Source organism: Pseudomonas sp. OV546, from assembly GCF_900116845.1.
GTDB classification, from domain to species: Bacteria; Pseudomonadota; Gammaproteobacteria; order Pseudomonadales; family Pseudomonadaceae; genus Aquipseudomonas; species Aquipseudomonas petroselini.
On the sequence record NZ_FPCE01000018.1, the window covers coordinates 44938 to 64494 of the forward strand.

The window sequence follows — 19557 nt, forward strand, 5'->3', positions numbered from 1 at the left end:
GTGTTCGTCAATGCTAGCCCGACTTTGTGCGGTCTTCCTGAGTTTGATGTAACCCTTGATGACACCTCGCCCTGCGCCTCCCATCCCCCGCTAATTTTTCCCTCTCCGGTTCGTTTTATAGGGACGACGTGCCTTTGTGCTTCCTGCCTATTGCTCCGGACTCCAAGAAATGAATGCTGAAGACTCCTTGAAACTTGCTCGCCGGTTTATCGGGTTGCCCCTGGAAAAGCGCCAACTGTTCCTGCAGGCCTTGCAGAAAGAAGGCGTGGACTTTTCCCGGTTTCCGATTCCGGCAGGGGTGCAAGTGGAGGATCGCCAGGCGCTGTCCTACGCGCAGCAGCGCATGTGGTTTCTCTGGCAATTGGACCCGGCCAGCGGGGCCTACAACCTGCCGGGTGCCGTGCGGCTCAAGGGCGCGTTGAGCCTGGATGCGCTGGAGCAGGCGTTTGCCAGCCTGGTCGCGCGCCACGAAACCCTGCGCACCGTGTTCCAGCGCCAGGCGGATGAACGCCTGTTGCAGGTGGCGGCCGACACGTCGTTGACCGTCGAGCAACTCGATCTGAGCCATCTGGCCCCCAGCGAGCGTGAAGAGGCCGTCAACGCCGCTGCGACCCGTCAATCGCTGCTGCCGTTCGACCTGGAAAACGGTCCGCTGCTGCGCGTGCAACTGCTCAAGCTCGACGCCCAGGAGCACGTGTTGCTGCTGACCCTGCACCACATCGTCTCCGACGGCTGGTCGATGAACGTGCTGATCGACGAGTTCATCCGCTGCTACGACGCCCATGAGCGCGGCCAAGCCCCACAATTGCCGGCCTTGCCGATCCAGTACAGCGACTACGCCCTGTGGCAGCGCCGTTGGCTCGAAGCCGGCGAGCAGGCGCGTCAGCTGGAGTACTGGCAGGCGCGCCTGGGTGATGAGCACCCGGTGCTGGAACTGCCCACCGACCGCCCACGCCCGGCCATGCCGAGCTATCAGGGCACGCGGCATGAATTTGCGATCGACCCGCAGCTGGCCGCGCAATTGCGCACCTGTGCGCAAAAGCACAACGTCACCCTGTTCATGCTGTTGCTCGGTGCCTTCAACGTGCTGCTGCATCGTTACACCGGGCAGGGCGATATCCGCGTCGGCGTGCCGATCGCCAACCGCAACCGCACGGAAGTCGAAGGCCTGATCGGCTTTTTCGTCAACACCCAAGTCCTGCGCACCGAGCTCACCGGGCAAACCCGTATCACTGAGCTGCTGCAAAGCATCAAGGAACACGCACTGGGCGCCCAGGCCCATCAGGAGTTGCCGTTCGAGCGGCTGGTGGAAGCGCTCAAGGTCGAGCGCAGCCTGAGCCATACGCCGTTGTTCCAAGTCATGTACAACCACCAGCCGGTGGTGGCCGACATTGCTGGCATCAGCACCGCCTCCGGCCTGGAGCTGGCGCTGGTGGAGTGGCAAGGCCGTACCACCCAGTTCGACCTGACCCTCGACACCTATGAAAAATCCGGCACCCTGCACGCCGCGCTGACCTACGCCAATGACCTGTTCGACGCGCCGACCATCGCACGCATGGCCGGGCACTGGATCAGCCTGTTGCAGGCGATGGTCGCCGAGGGTGAGCAGCGCATCGGCGAGTTGCCGATGGTGGCCGCAGATGAACAGCAATTGCTGGTCCACGCGTGGAACCAGACCGCCGAGGTGTACCCGACCGAGCGCGGCATTCACCACCTGATCGAAGACCAGGTGCAAGCCACCCCTGGTGCGCCGGCACTGGTGTTCGGTGCAACCACGCTGACCTACGCCCAACTGGACGCGCGCGCCAACCAACTGGCCCACGCCTTGCGCGAGCAGGGTGTGGGTCCGGACGTGCTGGTGGGGATCTGCGTCGAGCGCTCCGTCGAAATGGTGGTCGGCCTGCTGGCGATTCTCAAGGCGGGCGGTGCCTATGTCCCGCTCGACCCCGAATACCCGCAGGAACGCCTGGCCTACATGATCGAGGACAGCGGCATCCAGTTGCTGCTCAGCCAGCAACGCTTGTTGCCGTTGCTGCCTGTCGATGGCATCCAGGTGATGGCTTTGGACCGCCCCGCCAGCTGGCTCGATGGCCACAGCACTGAGGCGCCGAAGGTCAGCCTGCACGCGCTGAACCTCGCTTACGTGATCTACACCTCCGGATCCACCGGCAAGCCCAAGGGCGCCGGCAACAGCCATCGCGCACTGGTCAACCGCCTGTGCTGGATGCAGCAGGCCTATGGCCTGGACGCCAGTGATGCGGTGTTGCAGAAAACCCCGTTCAGCTTCGACGTCTCGGTGTGGGAGTTCTTCTGGCCGCTGATGACCGGCGCGCGCCTGGTGGTGGCGGCCCCCGGTGAACACCGTGAGCCGGCGCGGCTGATCGAGACCATCGGGCAGCATGGCATCACCACCTTGCACTTCGTGCCGTCGATGCTCCAGGCGTTTATCCATGAGCCCGGTGTGCAGGCCTGCGCCAGCCTCAAGCGCATCGTGTGCAGCGGCGAAGCCTTGCCACTGGATGCGCAGCTGCAGGTGTTCACCAAGTTGCCACAGGCCGGTCTGTTCAACCTCTATGGGCCAACCGAGGCCGCCATCGACGTGACCCACTGGACCTGTGTCGACGAAGGCGCCGACAGCGTGCCCATCGGCCGGCCCATCGCCAACCTCGGCACCTACGTGCTCGACGCCCAGCTTAACCCGGTGCCTGCCGGCGTCAGCGGCGAGCTGTACCTGGGCGGCACTGGCCTGGCGCGCAGTTACCATCGACGCCCGGCCCTGACTGCCGAGCGTTTTGTGCCGAGCCCCTTCGGTGATGGCGCGCGTCTGTATCGCACCGGCGACCGCGTACGCCAGCGCGCCGACGGGGTGATCGAATACCTGGGGCGCCTCGATCATCAGGTCAAGCTGCGTGGCCTGCGTATCGAACTGGGCGAGATCGAGACACGCCTGATGCAACACCCCTCGGTGCGCGAAGCCGTGGTGCTGGTGCAGGGCGGCAAGCAACTGGTGGCGTACCTGGTGCTGGAGGACCCCGCGCCGGCCGACCTCAAAGCCTGGCTGCTCAGCAGCCTGCCCGAGTACATGGTACCCAGCCATATGGTGCCCCTGGCCAGGCTGCCCGTGACCGCCAACGGCAAGCTCGACCGCAAGGCCCTGCCATTGCCGGATGCCGCGCCACAGCAGGCCTTTGTCGCCCCGGAAAACGACCTGCAGAAAGCCGTGGCGGCGATCTGGAGCGATGTGCTGGGTGTGGAACAGGTCGGCCTGGACGACAACTTTTTCGAACTGGGCGGCGATTCGATCATCTCCATCCAGGTGGTCAGCCGTGCCCGCCAGGCGGGTATTCTCCTCAGCCCACGGGACCTGTTCCAGTACCAGAGCGTGCGCAGTCTGGCGCGGGTAGCGACCTTCGAGCAGGCGACGGCTATCGATCAGGGACCGGTGACCGGCGAAGTGATCCTCACGCCCGTGCAACACAGCTTTTTCGAGCAGGCGATCCCGGCGCGTCAGCACTGGAACCAGTCGTTGCTGCTGACCCCGCGTGAACCCCTTGAGCCCGCGCGCCTTGAGGCCGCCTTGACCCGGTTGATCAACCACCACGACGCCCTGCGCCTGCGGTTTGTGCAGCAGGCAGACGGTTGGCAGCAATCTCACGCCGAGCCGGTTGCCACCGCTTCGTTGTGGCAGTCCCACGTCGCTGACGAGGCCGAGTTGGCCGCACTGTGCGACGAAGCGCAACGCAGTCTCGACCTCGAACAGGGCCCGTTGCTGCGCGCGGTCCTGGCCATGATGGCCGACGGCACCCAGCGCCTGCTGCTGGTAGTGCATCACCTGGCGGTGGACGGCGTGTCGTGGCGCATCCTGCTCGAAGACCTGCAACAGGCTTACCGCAACGCTGCATTGCCGGCCAAGACCAGCGCCTACCAGCTGTGGGCGCAGCAGTTGCAGCGCCATGCGCAGACGCTGGACGAGCAACTGCCGTATTGGCAGGCGCAGACCGCGAGTGCCGATCTGCCGTGCGACAACCCCCAGGGCGGCCTGCAAAATCACTTGGGCAACACGCTCGAAGTCCGCCTCAGTGCCGAACACACCCGGCAACTGCTGCAAGACGCCCCGGCGGCCTACCGAACCCAGGTCAACGACCTGCTGCTGACTGCGTTGGTGCGGGTCATCAGCCGCTGGAGCGAGCAGCCCGCCGCGCTGATCCAACTGGAAGGCCATGGCCGCGAAGACCTGTTCGACACGGTTGACCTGAGCCGCACCGTCGGGTGGTTCACCAGCCTGTTCCCCGTGCGCCTGCATGCCGATGGCGAGCTGTCGGCGGCGATCAAATCGGTGAAGGAACAACTGCGCGCCGTGCCGCACAAAGGCATCGGTTACGGCCTGCTGCGCTACCTCGGCACCCCTGACGCCCGCGAAGCGTTGTCGGCCTTGGCCGCGCCACGCATCACCTTCAACTACTTGGGCCAGTTCGACCGCCAGTTCAACGAGTCGGCCTTGTTCGTCCCGTCCACCCAGGGCAGTGGCCAGGCCCAGGACCCGCAGGCGCCGCTGGCCAACTGGCTGACCGTGGAAGGGCAGGTGTATGGCGGTGAACTGGCCTTGCAGTGGGGGTTCAGCCGCGAGATGTTCGAGGTGGCGACGGTCCAGCGCCTGGCCGATGACTACACGGCGGAACTCCAGGCCCTGATCGAACACTGTTGCGCCACGCCGGCGGGGCAGGTCACGCCTTCGGACTTCCCTCTGGCACGCCTGACCCAGCAGCAACTGGATGGCTTGCCCATCGCCGGGCCGGCGATTGCCGATCTCTACCCATTGTCGCCGATGCAGCAGGGCATGTTGTTCCACACCCTCTATGCACCTGAGGCCGAGGCTTATATCAACCAGTTGCGCCTGGACATCGAAGGCTTGGACCTGCTGGCGTTCGGCCGTGCCTGGCAAGCCGCGCTGGACCGCCATGACATCCTGCGCAGCAGCTTCCACTGGCTCGGCCTGGACAGCGCGCACCAGGTGATCCAGCGCCAGGTCGATGTGCAGTTGCACGTGATCGAAGACATCGACGCCGATTGCGATGCGCTCGCCGTGGCCGAGCGCGAGAAAGGTTTCGCACTGAATGCAGCGCCGCTGTTTCGCTTGATGCTGGTACGCGGTGCCGGTACGGCCTGGCACCTGATCTTCACCAGCCACCACATCCTCATGGACGGCTGGAGTAACGCCCAGTTGCTCGGTGAAGTCATCGCTCATTACGCCGGGCACGCCGTGCCGGCGCCGCTGGGGCAGTTCCGCGATTACCTGGGCTGGCTGCAACAGCAAGCCTCGGGCGAGGCGTTCTGGAAAGCCACTCTGGCACCGTTGCAAACGCCAACCTTGCTGGCGCAGGCGCTGCGTGTACCGGCCGAAGGCAAAGGCATGGCTGAGCATCAGGTGCTGCTGGGCGACGACTTCACGCGTGCCCTCGGCGAGTTTGCCCGCCGCCACAAAGTCACCCTCAACACCGTGCTTCAAGGCGCCTGGAGCCTTTTGCTGCAGCGCTATACCGGGCAGGACTGCGTGGCCTTTGGTGCCACGGTGGCGGGGCGCTCGGCACCGTTGCCGGGGATCGAACAGCAACTGGGCCTGTTCATCAACACGCTGCCCATTGTCAGCGCGGCCTCGCCCGCGTTGTCGGTGGCCGGCTGGCTGAGCGAACTGCAAGCCCTCAACCTGAGCCTGCGCGACCACGAACATGTGCCGCTCTACGACATCCAGGGCTGGGCGGGGCAGCAGGGCACTGCGCTGTTCGACACCTTGCTGGTGTTCGAAAACTTCCCGGTGGCCGAAGCCTTGAAACAAGGTGCGCCCGCCGGCCTGACCTTCGGCCGCCTGCACAACCATGAGCAGACCCACTATCCGCTGACGCTGGGGATCGAGTTGGGCGCCAGCCTGCGCCTGGAGTTCGGCTACGACCAGGCCCGATTCAGCGCGCAACAGGTCGCTCGACTGAGCGGCAACCTGCATCACCTGCTGGTGCAGATGCTCGCAGACGCGCAGGCACCGCTTGGCAACCTGCGCCTGCTCGACGCCGCCAGTCGCCGCGACGTGCTCGCCCATAGCCGGGCGCCCGGTGCCGCCCCGCGCCAGCTGCGCGTGCACGAACGTATCGCCGCCCAGGCGGCCGCCACGCCTGACGCGCTGGCGGTACAAGCGGGCGACGCGTGCCTGAGCTACGCACAGCTGAACGACCGCGCCAATCGTCTTGCCCATCGCCTGCTGGCGCTGGGTGTTGGCCCAGGCCAGCGCGTCGGCCTGGCAGCGCGACGTGGCCCGCAGTTGATCGTCAGCCTGCTGGCGGTGCTCAAAAGTGGCGCCGCCTATGTGCCGCTGGACCCGAACTATCCGACCGAACGCCTGGCCTACATGCTGGCGGACAGCCGCCTGGACCTGCTGCTCAGCGAAACCGGGCTGTTGGCCGACCTGCCACTGCCCCAAGGGCTGGTGCGTTTGGACTTCACCGCGGCCGGTGCAGAGTTGGCTGACTACCCGTCGACCCATCCAGCCAACCAGGCCGCCGCTGCCGACCTGGCCTATGTGATCTACACCTCCGGCTCCACCGGGTTGCCCAAGGGGGTGGCCATCGACCATGCCGCCCTCAGCCAGTTCTGCGACAGCGCCGAGGCTTACAGCCGCTTGAGTGCTGCTGATCGCGTGCTGCAATTCGCGACCTTCAGCTTTGACGGCTTCGTCGAGCAATGCTACCCGCCGCTGTGTGTGGGCGCGGCGTTGATCATGCGCGGTGATGAGCTGTGGGATGCCGGGCAACTGGCCCGCGAAATCGTCGAGCAGGGCGTGACCCTGGCGGACTTGCCGGCTGCGTACTGGTATCTGCTCGCCAAGGAGTGCGCCGTCGACCGACGTTCCCTGGGCAACCTGCGCCAGGTCCACGTGGGGGGCGAGGCGATGTCGGTGGAAGGGCTGCGCGCCTGGCACGCCGCCGGCCTGGGTGGCGTGCGCCTGGTCAACACCTACGGGCCTACCGAGGCCACCGTCGTGTCCAGCGTGCACGACTGCCAGTGGGCGGACGCCAGCGATGCGTTTGGCGTGCCGATTGGCCGGGCCATCGCAGGCCGTGCCTTGTATGTGCTGGACAGTGGTTTCGAGCTGCTGGCCACCGAGGGCGTCGGCGAGCTGTGCATCGGCGCCGAGCACGGCCTGGCGCAACGCTATTTTGACCGCCCGGCGTTGACCGCCGAGCGCTTCCTGCCGGACCCGTTCTCCGCCGTGCCGGGTGCACGGCTCTACCGCAGTGGCGACCTGGCCCGTTACAACGAGGCGGGTGCGCTGGAGTACGTCGGGCGTATCGACCATCAAGTGAAAATTCGCGGTTTCCGCGTGGAAATGGGCGAGATCGAAGCCAGCCTGCAAGCCTTGCCGTCGTTGCGTGAAGCGGCGGTCATCGCGCAATCGAGCGCGACGGGCACGCAATTGGTGGCGTACGTGGTGCCCGTCACGGGGCAGACGCTGGACCCGCAAGCATTGGCGGCCACCTTGCGCCAGTCCCTGCCGGACTACATGGTGCCGGGGCACTGGGTCATTCTCGAGGCCTTGCCGTTGAACAACAACGGCAAGCTTGACCGTCGCGCACTGCCGGCGCCGGACCTGAATCAAGCGCAACAGGCCTACCTGGCGCCGCAAAATCCCCTGCAGGCGCGATTGGCCGCCATCTGGCAAGCGGTGTTGCAAGTGGAACAGGTGGGGCTCAACGACCACTTCTTCGAACGTGGCGGCCATTCGTTGCTGGCGACCCAAGTGGTCTCGCGGGTGCGTCATGATCTGAAGCTGGAAGTGCCGTTGCGCACACTGTTCGAACAACCGACGCTGGAAGCGTTCGCAGCCGCTTGCGCCGGGTTGCAGACCGCCCTGGCGCTGCCGCTGGTGGCGGTGACGCGGGACCAGCCGCTGGCGCTGTCGTTCGCCCAGGAGCGCCAATGGTTCCTCTGGCAACTGGACCCGACCAGCGCGGCTTACCATGTGCCGAGTGCACTGCATCTGCGCGGCCGTTTGGACGTCGCGGCGCTGGAGCAGGCGTTCCAGGCCCTGGTGCAGCGCCATGAACCGCTGCGCACCACCTTTGTGGAAGAGGGCGAGCACACCTGGCAAGTGATTCATCCGCGCCTGGCGATGCCGATCGAACACCAGCGGGTCGCGGCCTCGGCGATCGAACACGCGGTGGCGCAGGAAATCCAGCGCCCGTTCGACCTGGTCAATGGCCCGCTGATGCGCGTCAACGTGCTGGAGGTCGAGGCCGAGCACCATGTGCTGGTGATCACCCAGCACCACATCATCTCCGACGGCTGGTCGATGCAAGTCATGGTCGACGAGCTGGTGGCGCTCTATCAGGGCCAGTTCTCGTTGCCTGCGCTGCCGATCCAGTACGTCGACTATGCCCAGTGGCAACGTGACTGGATGGCGGCCGGTGAAAAACAGCGCCAACTCGATTACTGGCGCACCCGTCTGGGCACCGAGCATCCGGTGCTTGAGCTGCCGCTGGATCACCCGCGGCCGGCGCTGCAAAGCCATCGTGGCGCACGCCGCCAAGTCCAGCTCGACAACGCGCTGGTCACTGAGCTCAAGGCCCTGGCCCAGCGTCAGGAGGTGACCCTGTTCGTCGTGCTGCTGGCGTCGTTCCAGACCTTGCTGCATCGCTACAGCGGCCAGTCCCGGATCCGCGTCGGCGTACCGATCGCCAACCGTAATCGCCTGGAAACCGAGCGTCTGCTGGGCTTCTTCGTCAATACCCAGGTGCTGCAAGCCGACGTGCACGGGCAGATGGCCTTCGACCAACTGCTCGCCCAGGTCAAGCAGCAGGCCCTGGACGCCCAGGCGCATCAGGACCTGCCGTTCGAACAACTGGTCGAAGCCCTGCAACCGGAGCGCAGCCTCAGCCATAACCCGCTGTTCCAGGTGATGTTCAACCACCAGGACAGCCTGCGTGCAGCCCCGCTGCAGTTGCCGGGCCTGGACCTGCAAGCGGTGGATTGGGCCGGGCACAGCACCCAGTTCGACCTGAACCTGGAAACCGAAGAGTCCGCCGAAGGCCTGTGGGCGTCCCTGACCTACGCCACCGACCTGTTCGATGCCACGACCGTCGAGCGCTTGGCCGAGCACTGGCAAAACCTGTTGCGCGCCGTGGTGCACGATGCATCCCAGGCTGTGGATGAGCTGGCGATGCTCAGCGCGCCGCAATGGCAACAGATGGTCGAGGCTTGGAATGACACGTCGGTTGATTACCCCCGCGAGCGTTGCGTGCACCGGCTGTTCGAGGCCCAGGCCCTGGCACAACCGGACGCGCTGGCGCTGCAGTTCAATGGCCAGGCCCTCAGCTACGGCGAACTCAACCGTCGCGCCAACCGCCTGGCCCATCGCCTGATCGCGGCGGGCGTAGGGCCGGACGTACTGGTGGCGGTGCATGTCGAGCGTTCGCTGGACATGGTGATCGGCCTGTTGGCGACCCTCAAGGCGGGTGGTGCCTACGTGCCGCTCGACCCGCAATTCCCGGCGGACCGCCTGGCCTTCATGCTTGAAGACAGCCGTGCGCGAGTGTTGCTGACCCAGCCGCACCTGGATGGCAGCCTGGCGCACTCGCAGGGTGTGCAGGTGCTGATGGTCGAAGCGGATGACAACGCCGCCGAGCACAACCCGCAGGTCAACGTCACGCCGGAACACCTGGCCTACGTGATCTACACCTCCGGCTCCACCGGCAAGCCCAAGGGTGTGATGGTGCGCCACCAGGCGCTGTGTAGCTTCACCTGCGGCATGGCTGGCACCCTGGACATCGGTGCTGACGCCCGCGTGTTGTCGCTGACCACCTTCTCGTTCGACATCTTTGCCCTGGAGTTGTACGTGCCGCTGACGGTCGGCGCCACCGTGCTGCTGAGTGGTCAGGAACTGGCCCTCGACCCCGAAGCCATCATCGACCTGGTGCACAGCCAATCCGCCAACGTCCTGCAAGCCACGCCGTCGACCTGGCGCATGCTGCTGGAAAGCCCGCGCGCCCAACGGCTGCGTGGTATCAAAAGCCTGTGCGGCGGCGAAGCACTGCCGTCGGACCTGGCCCAGCGCCTGCTCGACCTGCAGGGCCCGCTGTGGAACCTCTATGGCCCGACGGAAACCACTATCTGGTCGGCGGCCCATCGTCTGCACGAGGCCCAGCCTTTTGTCGGGCGGCCTATCGCCAATACCGCGTTGTTCATCCTCAATGCCGGCTTGACCCCAAGTCCGGTGGGCGCGGCCGGTGAGTTGCTGATCGGCGGCGTCGGCCTGGCGCGCGGTTACCACGAGCGCCCGGCGCTGACCGCCGAGCGTTTTGTGCCCAACCCGTACGGTGCGCCGGGCGAGCGCCTGTACCGCACCGGCGACCTGGCCCGCTACCGCGACGACGGTGTGGTGGAGTACATCGGCCGGGTCGACCATCAGGTCAAGGTACGTGGGTTCCGCATCGAGCTGGGTGAAATCGAAGCCTGCCTGCGCGAGCAGGCCGGTATACGCGAAGCCGTGGTCCTGGCCGACAACGACCGCTTGATCGCCTACCTGGTGAGTTCCGCGCCCGACGCGCCGGAGGTCTACAAGGCGGTCCTGCGCGAGCGCCTGCCGGACTACATGGTGCCGGCGCACCTGATGTTCCTCGACAGCCTGCCCCTGACCCCCAATGGCAAGCTCGATCGCAAGGCATTGCCGGCGGTGGACGCGGCGCTGTTGCGCACAGGTCATGTGGCGCCCGTGACGCCGCGTGAACAGCAGGTCGCGGCCATCTGGGCCGACGTGCTGGACCTGCCGCAGGTCGGTCTCGATGACCACTTCTTCGAACTGGGCGGGCATTCGCTGCTGGCCACGCGGGTGGTCTCGCGGGTTCGCCAGGCACTGGCGCTGGAAGTGGCGCTCAAGACCCTGTTCGAACACCCGCTGCTGGGTGACTTCGTGCAGGCCCTGGGCGAGGAGGGCGTGGTTGCGCCGGCCTTGCTCAAGGCTGACCGCCGCCAACCGCTGCCGCTGTCCTACGCCCAGGAGCGCCAATGGTTCCTCTGGCAACTGGACCCACACAGCACCGCGTACCACATCCCCAGCGCCTTGCGTTTGCGAGGGCCGCTTGACCTCGGTGCGCTGCAACGCAGTTTCGATACCTTGCTGGCGCGCCATGAAAGCCTGCGCACCCATGTGCGCCAGGACGCCGCCGCTACCGTGCAGGTGATTGAGGACTCGGGCCTGATCGAAATCGACCTGGCCGACACCGATGAAGCCAGCCTCAAGACCCGGGTCGCTGAGGTGGTCGCGCAGCCATTCGAGCTGCTGCGCGGGCCGCTGCTGCGGGTCAACCTGCTGCGCCTGGCGGCTGATGATCATGTGCTGGTGCTGGTGCAGCACCACATCGTCTCCGATGGCTGGTCGATGCAACTGATGGTTGAGGAACTGGTGCAGCTGTACGCCGCCTTCAGCCAAGGCCACATGCCAGACTTGCCAGCCTTGCCGATCCAGTACGCCGACTACGCCCTGTGGCAGCGCAACTGGATGGAGGCCGGCGAGAAGGCCCGCCAACTGGCGTACTGGCAGGCCCAGTTGGGTGGCGTGCAGCCGGTGCTGGAGTTGCCTTTCGACTACCTGCGCCCCGCGGTACAAAGTCACCGTGGCGCACGCCTGGGCATTGAGTTGCAACCGCAGCTCCTGGCCGGTTTGCGCCGCTTGGCGCAAGGCGCCGGTGTGACGTTGCCGATGGTGCTGCTGGCGTCCTACCAGGCGTTGCTGCACCGCTACAGCGGCCAGGAAGACGTGCGCGTCGGCGTGCCGATTGCCAACCGCAATCGCCTGGAAACCGAGGGGCTGATCGGCTTCTTCGTCAACACCCAGGTACTCAAGGCCGATATCCACGGGCAGATGAGCGTCGTGCAACTGCTGCAACAGGTACGCCAGCGTTCCCTGGAGGCCCAGGCCCACCAGGACCTGCCGTTCGAGCAACTGGTAGAAGCCCTGCAACCCGAGCGCAGCATGAGCCTGAGCCCGCTGTTCCAGGTGCTGTTCAACCATCGCGTGACCTCGGCAGCCAATCACCTGCAGCGCCTCACCGAACTTGATGTCGAGGTGCTGAGCTGGGATGAAGGCGTTGCCCAGTTCGACCTGGCACTGGATGTGGAGGAAAGCCAGGCGACCCTGCGTGCCTCCCTGAACTACGCCACCGACCTGTTTGCGCCCGCCACGATTGAACGCATGGCCGGCCACTGGCAGAACCTGTTGCAGGCGATGGTAGCCGACCAACAGCAACCCATCAGCCAACTCAACCTGCTGGGCCAGGACGAGCAACAACACATTCTTCAGCTGTGGGACCAGACCGACGCCGGCTTCTCGGCCAAGCGCATGGTCCACGAATTAGTCGCCGACCGCGCCCGGGAAAACCCGGAGGCAGTTGCGGTGAAATTCGACGCACAAACCCTGAGCTATGGCGAGCTGGACCGCCAGGCCAACCGCCTGGCCCATGCATTGATCGCCCGTGGCGTCGGCCCCGAAGTGCGCGTGGCGATTGCCATGCCACGCAGCGCCGAGATCATGGTGGCGTTCCTCGCGGTGATGAAAGCCGGTGGTGTCTACGTGCCGCTGGACATCGAATACCCGCGTGACCGCTTGCTGTACATGATGGAGGACAGCCGCGCGCAGCTGCTACTGACCCACACCCGTGCCTTGCAGCAACTGCCGATCCCCGACGGCCTTGATAGCCTGGCGATTGATCGTACCGAGGAATGGACAGGCTTCAGCGACACGGCGCCGCAGGTGAAACTGGACGGCGACAACCTGGCCTACGTGATCTACACCTCCGGCTCCACCGGCATGCCCAAAGGCGTGGCGGTGTCCCATGGCCCGTTGGTGGCGCACATCATTGCCACCGGCGAGCGTTATGAAACGTCGCCGGCCGATTGCGAACTGCACTTCATGTCGTTCGCCTTCGACGGCTCCCACGAAGGCTGGATGCACCCGCTGATCAACGGCGCGAGCGTGCTGATTCGCGATGACAGCTTGTGGCTGCCGGAGTACACCTACCAGCAGATGCATCGCCATCACGTGACCATGGCCGTGTTTCCGCCGGTGTACCTGCAGCAGCTGGCCGAACATGCCGAACGCGACGGTAACCCGCCGAAGGTTCGTGTGTACTGCTTCGGCGGTGATGCCGTGGCCCAGGCCAGCTATGACCTGGCGTGGCGTGCACTCAAGCCGACCTACCTGTTCAACGGCTATGGCCCGACCGAAACCGTGGTCACGCCGTTGCTGTGGAAAGCCCGCCGTGGTGACCCGTGCGGTGCCGTCTACGCGCCGATCGGCACACTGCTGGGCAATCGCAGCGGCTACGTATTGGACGCGCAACTCAACCTGCAACCCATTGGCGTAGCCGGTGAGTTGTACCTGGGCGGCGAGGGCGTGGCCCGGGGTTACCTGGAGCGTCCGGCCCTGACCGCCGAGCGCTTCGTACCGGACCCGTTCGGCAAGCCCGGCAGCCGCGTGTATCGCAGCGGCGACCTGACCCGTGGCCGTCCGGATGGCGTGGTGGATTACCTCGGCCGTGTCGACCATCAGGTGAAAATCCGTGGCTTCCGTATTGAGCTGGGCGAGATCGAAGCGCGCCTGCGCGAGCAGGACAGTGTCGGCGAAACCGTGGTGGTGGCCCAGGAAGGGCCGAGCGGCAAGCAACTGGTCGCCTATGTGGTGCCGCTGGATCCGTTGCTCGTCGACGACGCCGTGGCGCAGTCGACCTGCCGCGAAGCCTTGCGCCGCGCCCTGAAAACCCGCTTGCCGGACTATATGGTGCCCACGCACCTGATGTTCCTTGAGCGCATGCCGCTGACGCCGAACGGCAAGCTCGACCGCAAGGGCCTGCCGCGCCCGGATGTCAGCCAGATGCAGCAGGTGTACGTGGCGCCACAGAGTGAGCTGGAGCAGAAGATCGCGGCGATCTGGTCCGACGTGCTGCGTCTGCCACGTGTCGGTTTGCACGATAACTTTTTCGAATTGGGCGGTGACTCGATCATCTCGATCCAGGTGGTCAGCCGTGCCCGCCAGGCCGGTGTGCGCTTCACGCCCAAGGATCTGTTCCAGCACCAGACGGTCCAGAGCCTGGCGGCCGTGGCCCGGGAAGGCGAGGGCGCGGTGGTGCTGGATCAGTCGGCATTGACCGGCGAGTTGTTGTTGCTGCCTGTCCAGCAGGCGTTTTTTGCCGATGACATTCCCCAGCGTCACCACTGGAACCAGTCGGTGGTGCTACAGCCACACCAGGCGTTGCAGGCGCCGCTGCTGGTGGCTGCGCTGCAGGCCTTGATCGTGCATCACGACGCCCTGCGCATCGGTTTCGTCCAGGGCGCGGCAGGCTGGAGCGCGGCGTATCGCGGGCCGCAGCAGCATCAGGCCGAACAGGTCCTGTGGCAGACCACCTTGAATGCGGTCGAAGAGTTGGAGGCCCTGGGTGAGGAAGCCCAGCGCAGCCTCGACCTGAGCGAAGGGCCGCTGCTGCGTGCAGTGCTCGTGGACCTGGCCGACGGCTCCCAGCGCTTGCTGCTGGTGATTCATCACTTGGTGGTGGACGGTGTGTCCTGGCGCATCCTGCTGGAAGACCTGCAAACGGCTTACCGCCAGCTTGCCCAAGGTGCCACGGTCGTGTTGCCCGCCAAGACCAGCGCGACCCGGGCCTGGGCCGAGCGTCTGCAAACCTATGCACGCAGCGCCGCACTGGCGCAGGAACTGGCCTGGTGGCAGACGCAGTTGCAAGGCAGCCCCACCGGCCTGCCTGGGGCCGATCCACAGGCCAGCGTGAGCAACCGGCATGCGCTGAGCGTGACCACCCATCTGGATCAGGCCTTCACGCGGCGTCTGTTGCAGGACGCCCCCAGTGCTTACCGCACCCAGATCAATGACCTGTTGCTGACCGCACTGGCGCGCGTCGTTGTGCGCTGGACCGGTGACGCGTCGATGTTGATCCGCCTGGAAGGCCACGGTCGTGAAGACCTGTTTGACGAGATCGACCTGACCCGTACCGTCGGCTGGTTCACCAGCCTCTACCCGGTGAAGCTGGTGCCGACCGATTCGCTGGCCGGCTCCCTCAAGCAGATCAAGGAGCAGCTGCGTGCGATTCCCGACAAGGGCCTGGGCTTTGGTGCCCTGCGTTACCTGGGGAATGCCGAGGCTCAACAGGCCCTGAGTGAACTGCCGCGCCCACGCATCACCTTCAACTACCTGGGGCAATTCGACGGCAGTTTTGACGGCGGCGAACAAGAAGGCTTGTTCGTCCCCTCCGGTGATGGCAGTGGTGCCGAACAGAGTGCCGAGGCACCGCTGGGCAACTGGTTGGAAATCAACGGCCAGGTCTACGCCGGCGAATTGAAGTTGAACTGGAGCTTCAGCCAGCAGATGTTCGATGAGGCGACCGTACAACGCCTGGCGGATGACTACGCCGCGGAACTCAAGGCGTTGATCGAGCACTGTGGTGTCAACCAGGGTGTCACGCCTTCGGACTTCCCGCTGGCGCGCTTGTCCCAGGCGCAACTGGACAGCTTGCCGGTGACGGTGGCTGACATCGAAGACGTTTACCCGCTGTCGCCGATGCAGCAAGGCATGCTGTTCCAATCGCTGTACGGCGAAGGCTCGGGTGACTACATCAACCAGATGCGCATCGATGTCGAGGGCCTGGATGTACCGCGCTTCCGCCAGGCCTGGCAGGCGGCGGTCGACAGCCATGAGATCCTGCGCAGCGGTTTTCTCTGGCAGACCGAGCTTGAGCAGCCGTTACAGGTGGTCTACAAGCAGATGCGCATGCCGTTCACCGAGCTGGACTGGCAAGATCGGCCCGGCAGCAGTGCGGCACTCGATAGCCTGGCCGAGTCGGCGCGGGCCCAGGGGTTCGTGCTGGAACAGGCGCCGTTGCTGAGCCTGACGGTGGTCCGTACGGGGGCGTCCCGTTATCACTTGATCTACACCAACCACCACATCTTGATGGACGGCTGGAGTGGTTCGCAGTTGTTTGGCGAGGTGTTGCAACATTACGCCGGTGAACCGCTGCGTGCGCCCATCGGGCGTTACCGCGATTACATTGCCTGGCTGCAGGCACAGGACAAGTCGGTCAGCGAGGCATTCTGGAAAGGGCAACTGCTCAACCTGCAAGAACCAACCCGCCTGGCCCGTGGCCTACAAGCTGCGCACAGCGAGGCGCTGGCGGTCAACGGCGAGCATCGTCTGAACCTCGACGCCAGCCAGACCGCTCAGCTCAAGGCCTTCGCCCAGCGCAATAAAGTCACCCTCAATACGTTGGTGCAAAGCGCCTGGCTGCTGCTGTTGCAGCATCACACCGGGCAGTCCACCGTGGCGTTCGGCGCCACCGTGGCAGGCCGTCCGGCGCAATTGCGCGGTATCGAACAACAGGTCGGTCTGTTCATCAACACCTTGCCCGTCGTGGCCACGCCGGATGCACAGATGACGGTCAGCCAGTGGCTGCAGCAGATCCAGGCGCAGAACGTGCGCTTGCGTGAGCAGGAGCATACGCCGCTGTTCGAGATCCAGCGTTGGGCCGGGCTGGGTGGGGAGGCGCTGTTCGACAGCATTCTGGTGTTTGAGAACTACCCGGTGTCCGAAGCGCTGGAGCAGGGCGCACCTTCGGGGCTCACGTTTGGCGCCGTCCACAGCCTGGAGCAAACCCACTATCCGTTGACGGTCTTGCTGGGCATCGGTGACACCTTGGGCCTGGAGTTCAATTACGACCGCCAGGCATTCAGCGCGGCGCATATCGAACGGTTGGCCGAGCACTTCCAGCAGGTGTTGCAGGCATTGGCAGTGGATGGCGCCCAGCGTCTGGCAACGTTGCCTTCGCTGGCCCGTTCCGAGCGCGAAACGGTCCTGCATGCCTGGAATGACACGGCCACGGACTACCCGCTGCACCTGCCGGTGCATCAGTTGATCGAAGCCCAGGTGGTGCGCACGCCGGACGCACCGGCGCTGGTATTTGCCGGGCAGGTATTGAGTTACGCCGCGCTTAACCGCCGGGCAAACCGCCTGGCGCATCGCCTGATGACGGCCGGCGTCGGGCCGGATGTCCTCGTGGGGCTGGCGGTTGAGCGTTCGATTGAAATGGTCGTTGGCCTGCTGGCGGTACTCAAGGCAGGTGGCGCTTATGTGCCGCTGGACCCGGAATACCCCCGCGATCGATTGGCCTACATGCTGCAAGACAGCGACGTGAAGCTGTTGTTGACCCAGGCGCATTTGCTGGAGCAACTGCCGATTCCAGCGGGCTTGCACAGCCTGGTGCTGGAGCAGGGCGATGAGGGGTTGCAGGCCTACGCCGAGCGGAATCCGCAGGTCGCCGTCGATGGCGAAAACCTTGCCTATGTGATCTACACCTCGGGCTCCACCGGCCAACCCAAAGGTGCGGGTAACCGCCATTCGGCGCTGACCAACCGGCTGTGCTGGATGCAGCAGGCGTATGGCCTGGACGGCAGTGACACGGTCTTGCAGAAGACGCCGTTCAGTTTCGACGTGTCGGTGTGGGAGTTCTTCTGGCCGTTGATGACCGGTGCGCGCCTGGTGGTGGCAGCGCCGGGCGACCATCGTGATCCGGCCAGGCTGGTGAGCCTGATTAACGCCGAACAAGTCACTACGTTGCACTTTGTGCCGTCCATGCTCCAGGCCTTCTTGCAGGATGCCGGCGTCGGCGCCTGTCACAGCCTGCAGCGCATTGTGTGCAGCGGTGAAGCACTGCCGGTGGATGCCCAGCAACAGGTGTTCGCCAAACTGCCACGTGCCGGGTTGTACAACTTGTATGGGCCGACCGAAGCGGCAATCGACGTGACCCACTGGACCTGCGTCGACGAAGGGGGTGACGCCGTGCCGATTGGTCGGCCGATTGCCAACCTGGGCTGCTACGTGTTGGACGGCAACCTGGAACCGGCACCCGTTGGCGTGTTGGGTGAACTCTATCTCGGCGGCGTCGGCCTGGCGCGTGGTTATCACCGTCGGCCGGCGCTGACCGCCGAACGCTTTGTGACCGATCCGTTCGGCAGTGGCACCCGGTTGTATCGCACCGGGGACCTGGCGCGTTATCGCGACGATGGGGTGATCGAGTACGCCGGGCGCATCGATCACCAGGTCAAGCTGCGTGGCTTGCGCATCGAATTGGGTGAAATCGAGGCCCGCCTGCTGGAGCATGCGTACGTGCGTGAAGCGGCGGTGCTCGCCGTGGACGGCACGCACCTGGTGGGCTACCTGGTGCTGCAGGCGCCGAGCGAGGATTGGAAAGCACAGGTGGCGATGCACCTGGCGGCGCAGTTGCCGGACTACATGGTGCCGGCGCAGTGGGTAGTGTTGACACAGATGCCGCTGAGCCCCAATGGCAAGCTGGATCGCAAGGCGTTGCCTAAACCGGAGGCGCAAGGCGCGGACGCTTATCAGGCCCCGCAAAGCGCCATCGAGCAGCAAGTCGCTGCGATCTGGCGTGATGTCCTCGGTGTCGAGCGCGTAGGGCTGAACGACAACTTCTTCGAGTTGGGCGGTCACTCCTTGCTGGTGCTGATGCTCAAGGAGCGTATCCGTAAAGTCAGCGGTGTCGGCTTGTCCGTCAGCCAGTTGATGCTTAACCCGACCGTACGCGGCCAGGTCAACTGCCTGCAGGGCGACGCGCGCAGCTCGTTGATCGTCAAGCTCAACAGCCAGACCGAAGGCACACCGTTGTTCATGTTCCACCCAAGCTTCGGTTCGGTGCATTGCTACACCGCGATTGCCCTCGCGCTCCGGGAGCAGCGTCCGGTGTTCGGGGTGATTTGCCGTGCATTGGCCGAGGAGGGTGCAGCAGTGCCCGAATGGCAAGCCATGGTCGAGGATTACGCCGAGCAACTCCTGTTGGCCCAGCCTCAGGGCGCCTTCCGCCTGGCAGGCTGGTCGTTGGGTGGCAACCTGGCGATGGAAGTCGCCTACGTGCTGGAGCAAGCGGGACGCGACGTCGAGTTTGTCGGCTGGATCGACGCCGCGCCGCCGCAGTGGCTCACGCCCTATTGGCAGGCGGTCGTCACCGAGGATGACCGTGAAGTCTCGGCGAACGAGCGGCGTGCGGCCTTGTTGGGCGTGATGTTCCCGGCGTTTGCCGAGCGGATTCAGGCGGCCTGGCAGCAATGTCAACGCGATGCCCAAGACGAAGCGGGGCAATGGCAAGGGTTTATCGCCTGGGCCGAGCAGACCCTGGGCGAGGCCTTTACCGGTATCAAGGACGAGTTGCTGCGTGGCAATGAGGCGCAGATTTCCTGGGAGGTCGACCGCGCGCTCAGTGAGCGTCTGTCGGCGGCGGACTTCAAGCCGATCAAGGCCCCGATCAGTTGCTGGTGGGCGTCCATGAGCCGCGCCGGGCAGTTCAAGGACCTCATCGAGCAGCACATGGCAAGTACCCTTGTTCAGGGGCGGATCGAGCGTTCAGTGGTGATCGAGACTGATCACGACGGGATCATCGACAGTGCCGAGTTCATCCGTAGCCTGGTGGCCGCCATGGAATAACACCTCAAGTGATGAACACTGAA

The 19557-nt window shown here is 65.1% G+C and carries 1 protein-coding gene; it reads left to right on the forward strand.

Annotated elements, in window-relative coordinates; genetic code table 11:
- Positions 1–169: 169 nt before the first annotated feature.
- Complete coding sequence (locus BM403_RS28455; RefSeq protein ID WP_093546273.1) at positions 170–19534, forward strand: non-ribosomal peptide synthase/polyketide synthase; 19365 nt, start codon at positions 170–172, stop codon at positions 19532–19534.
- Positions 19535–19557: the final 23 nt, after the last annotated feature.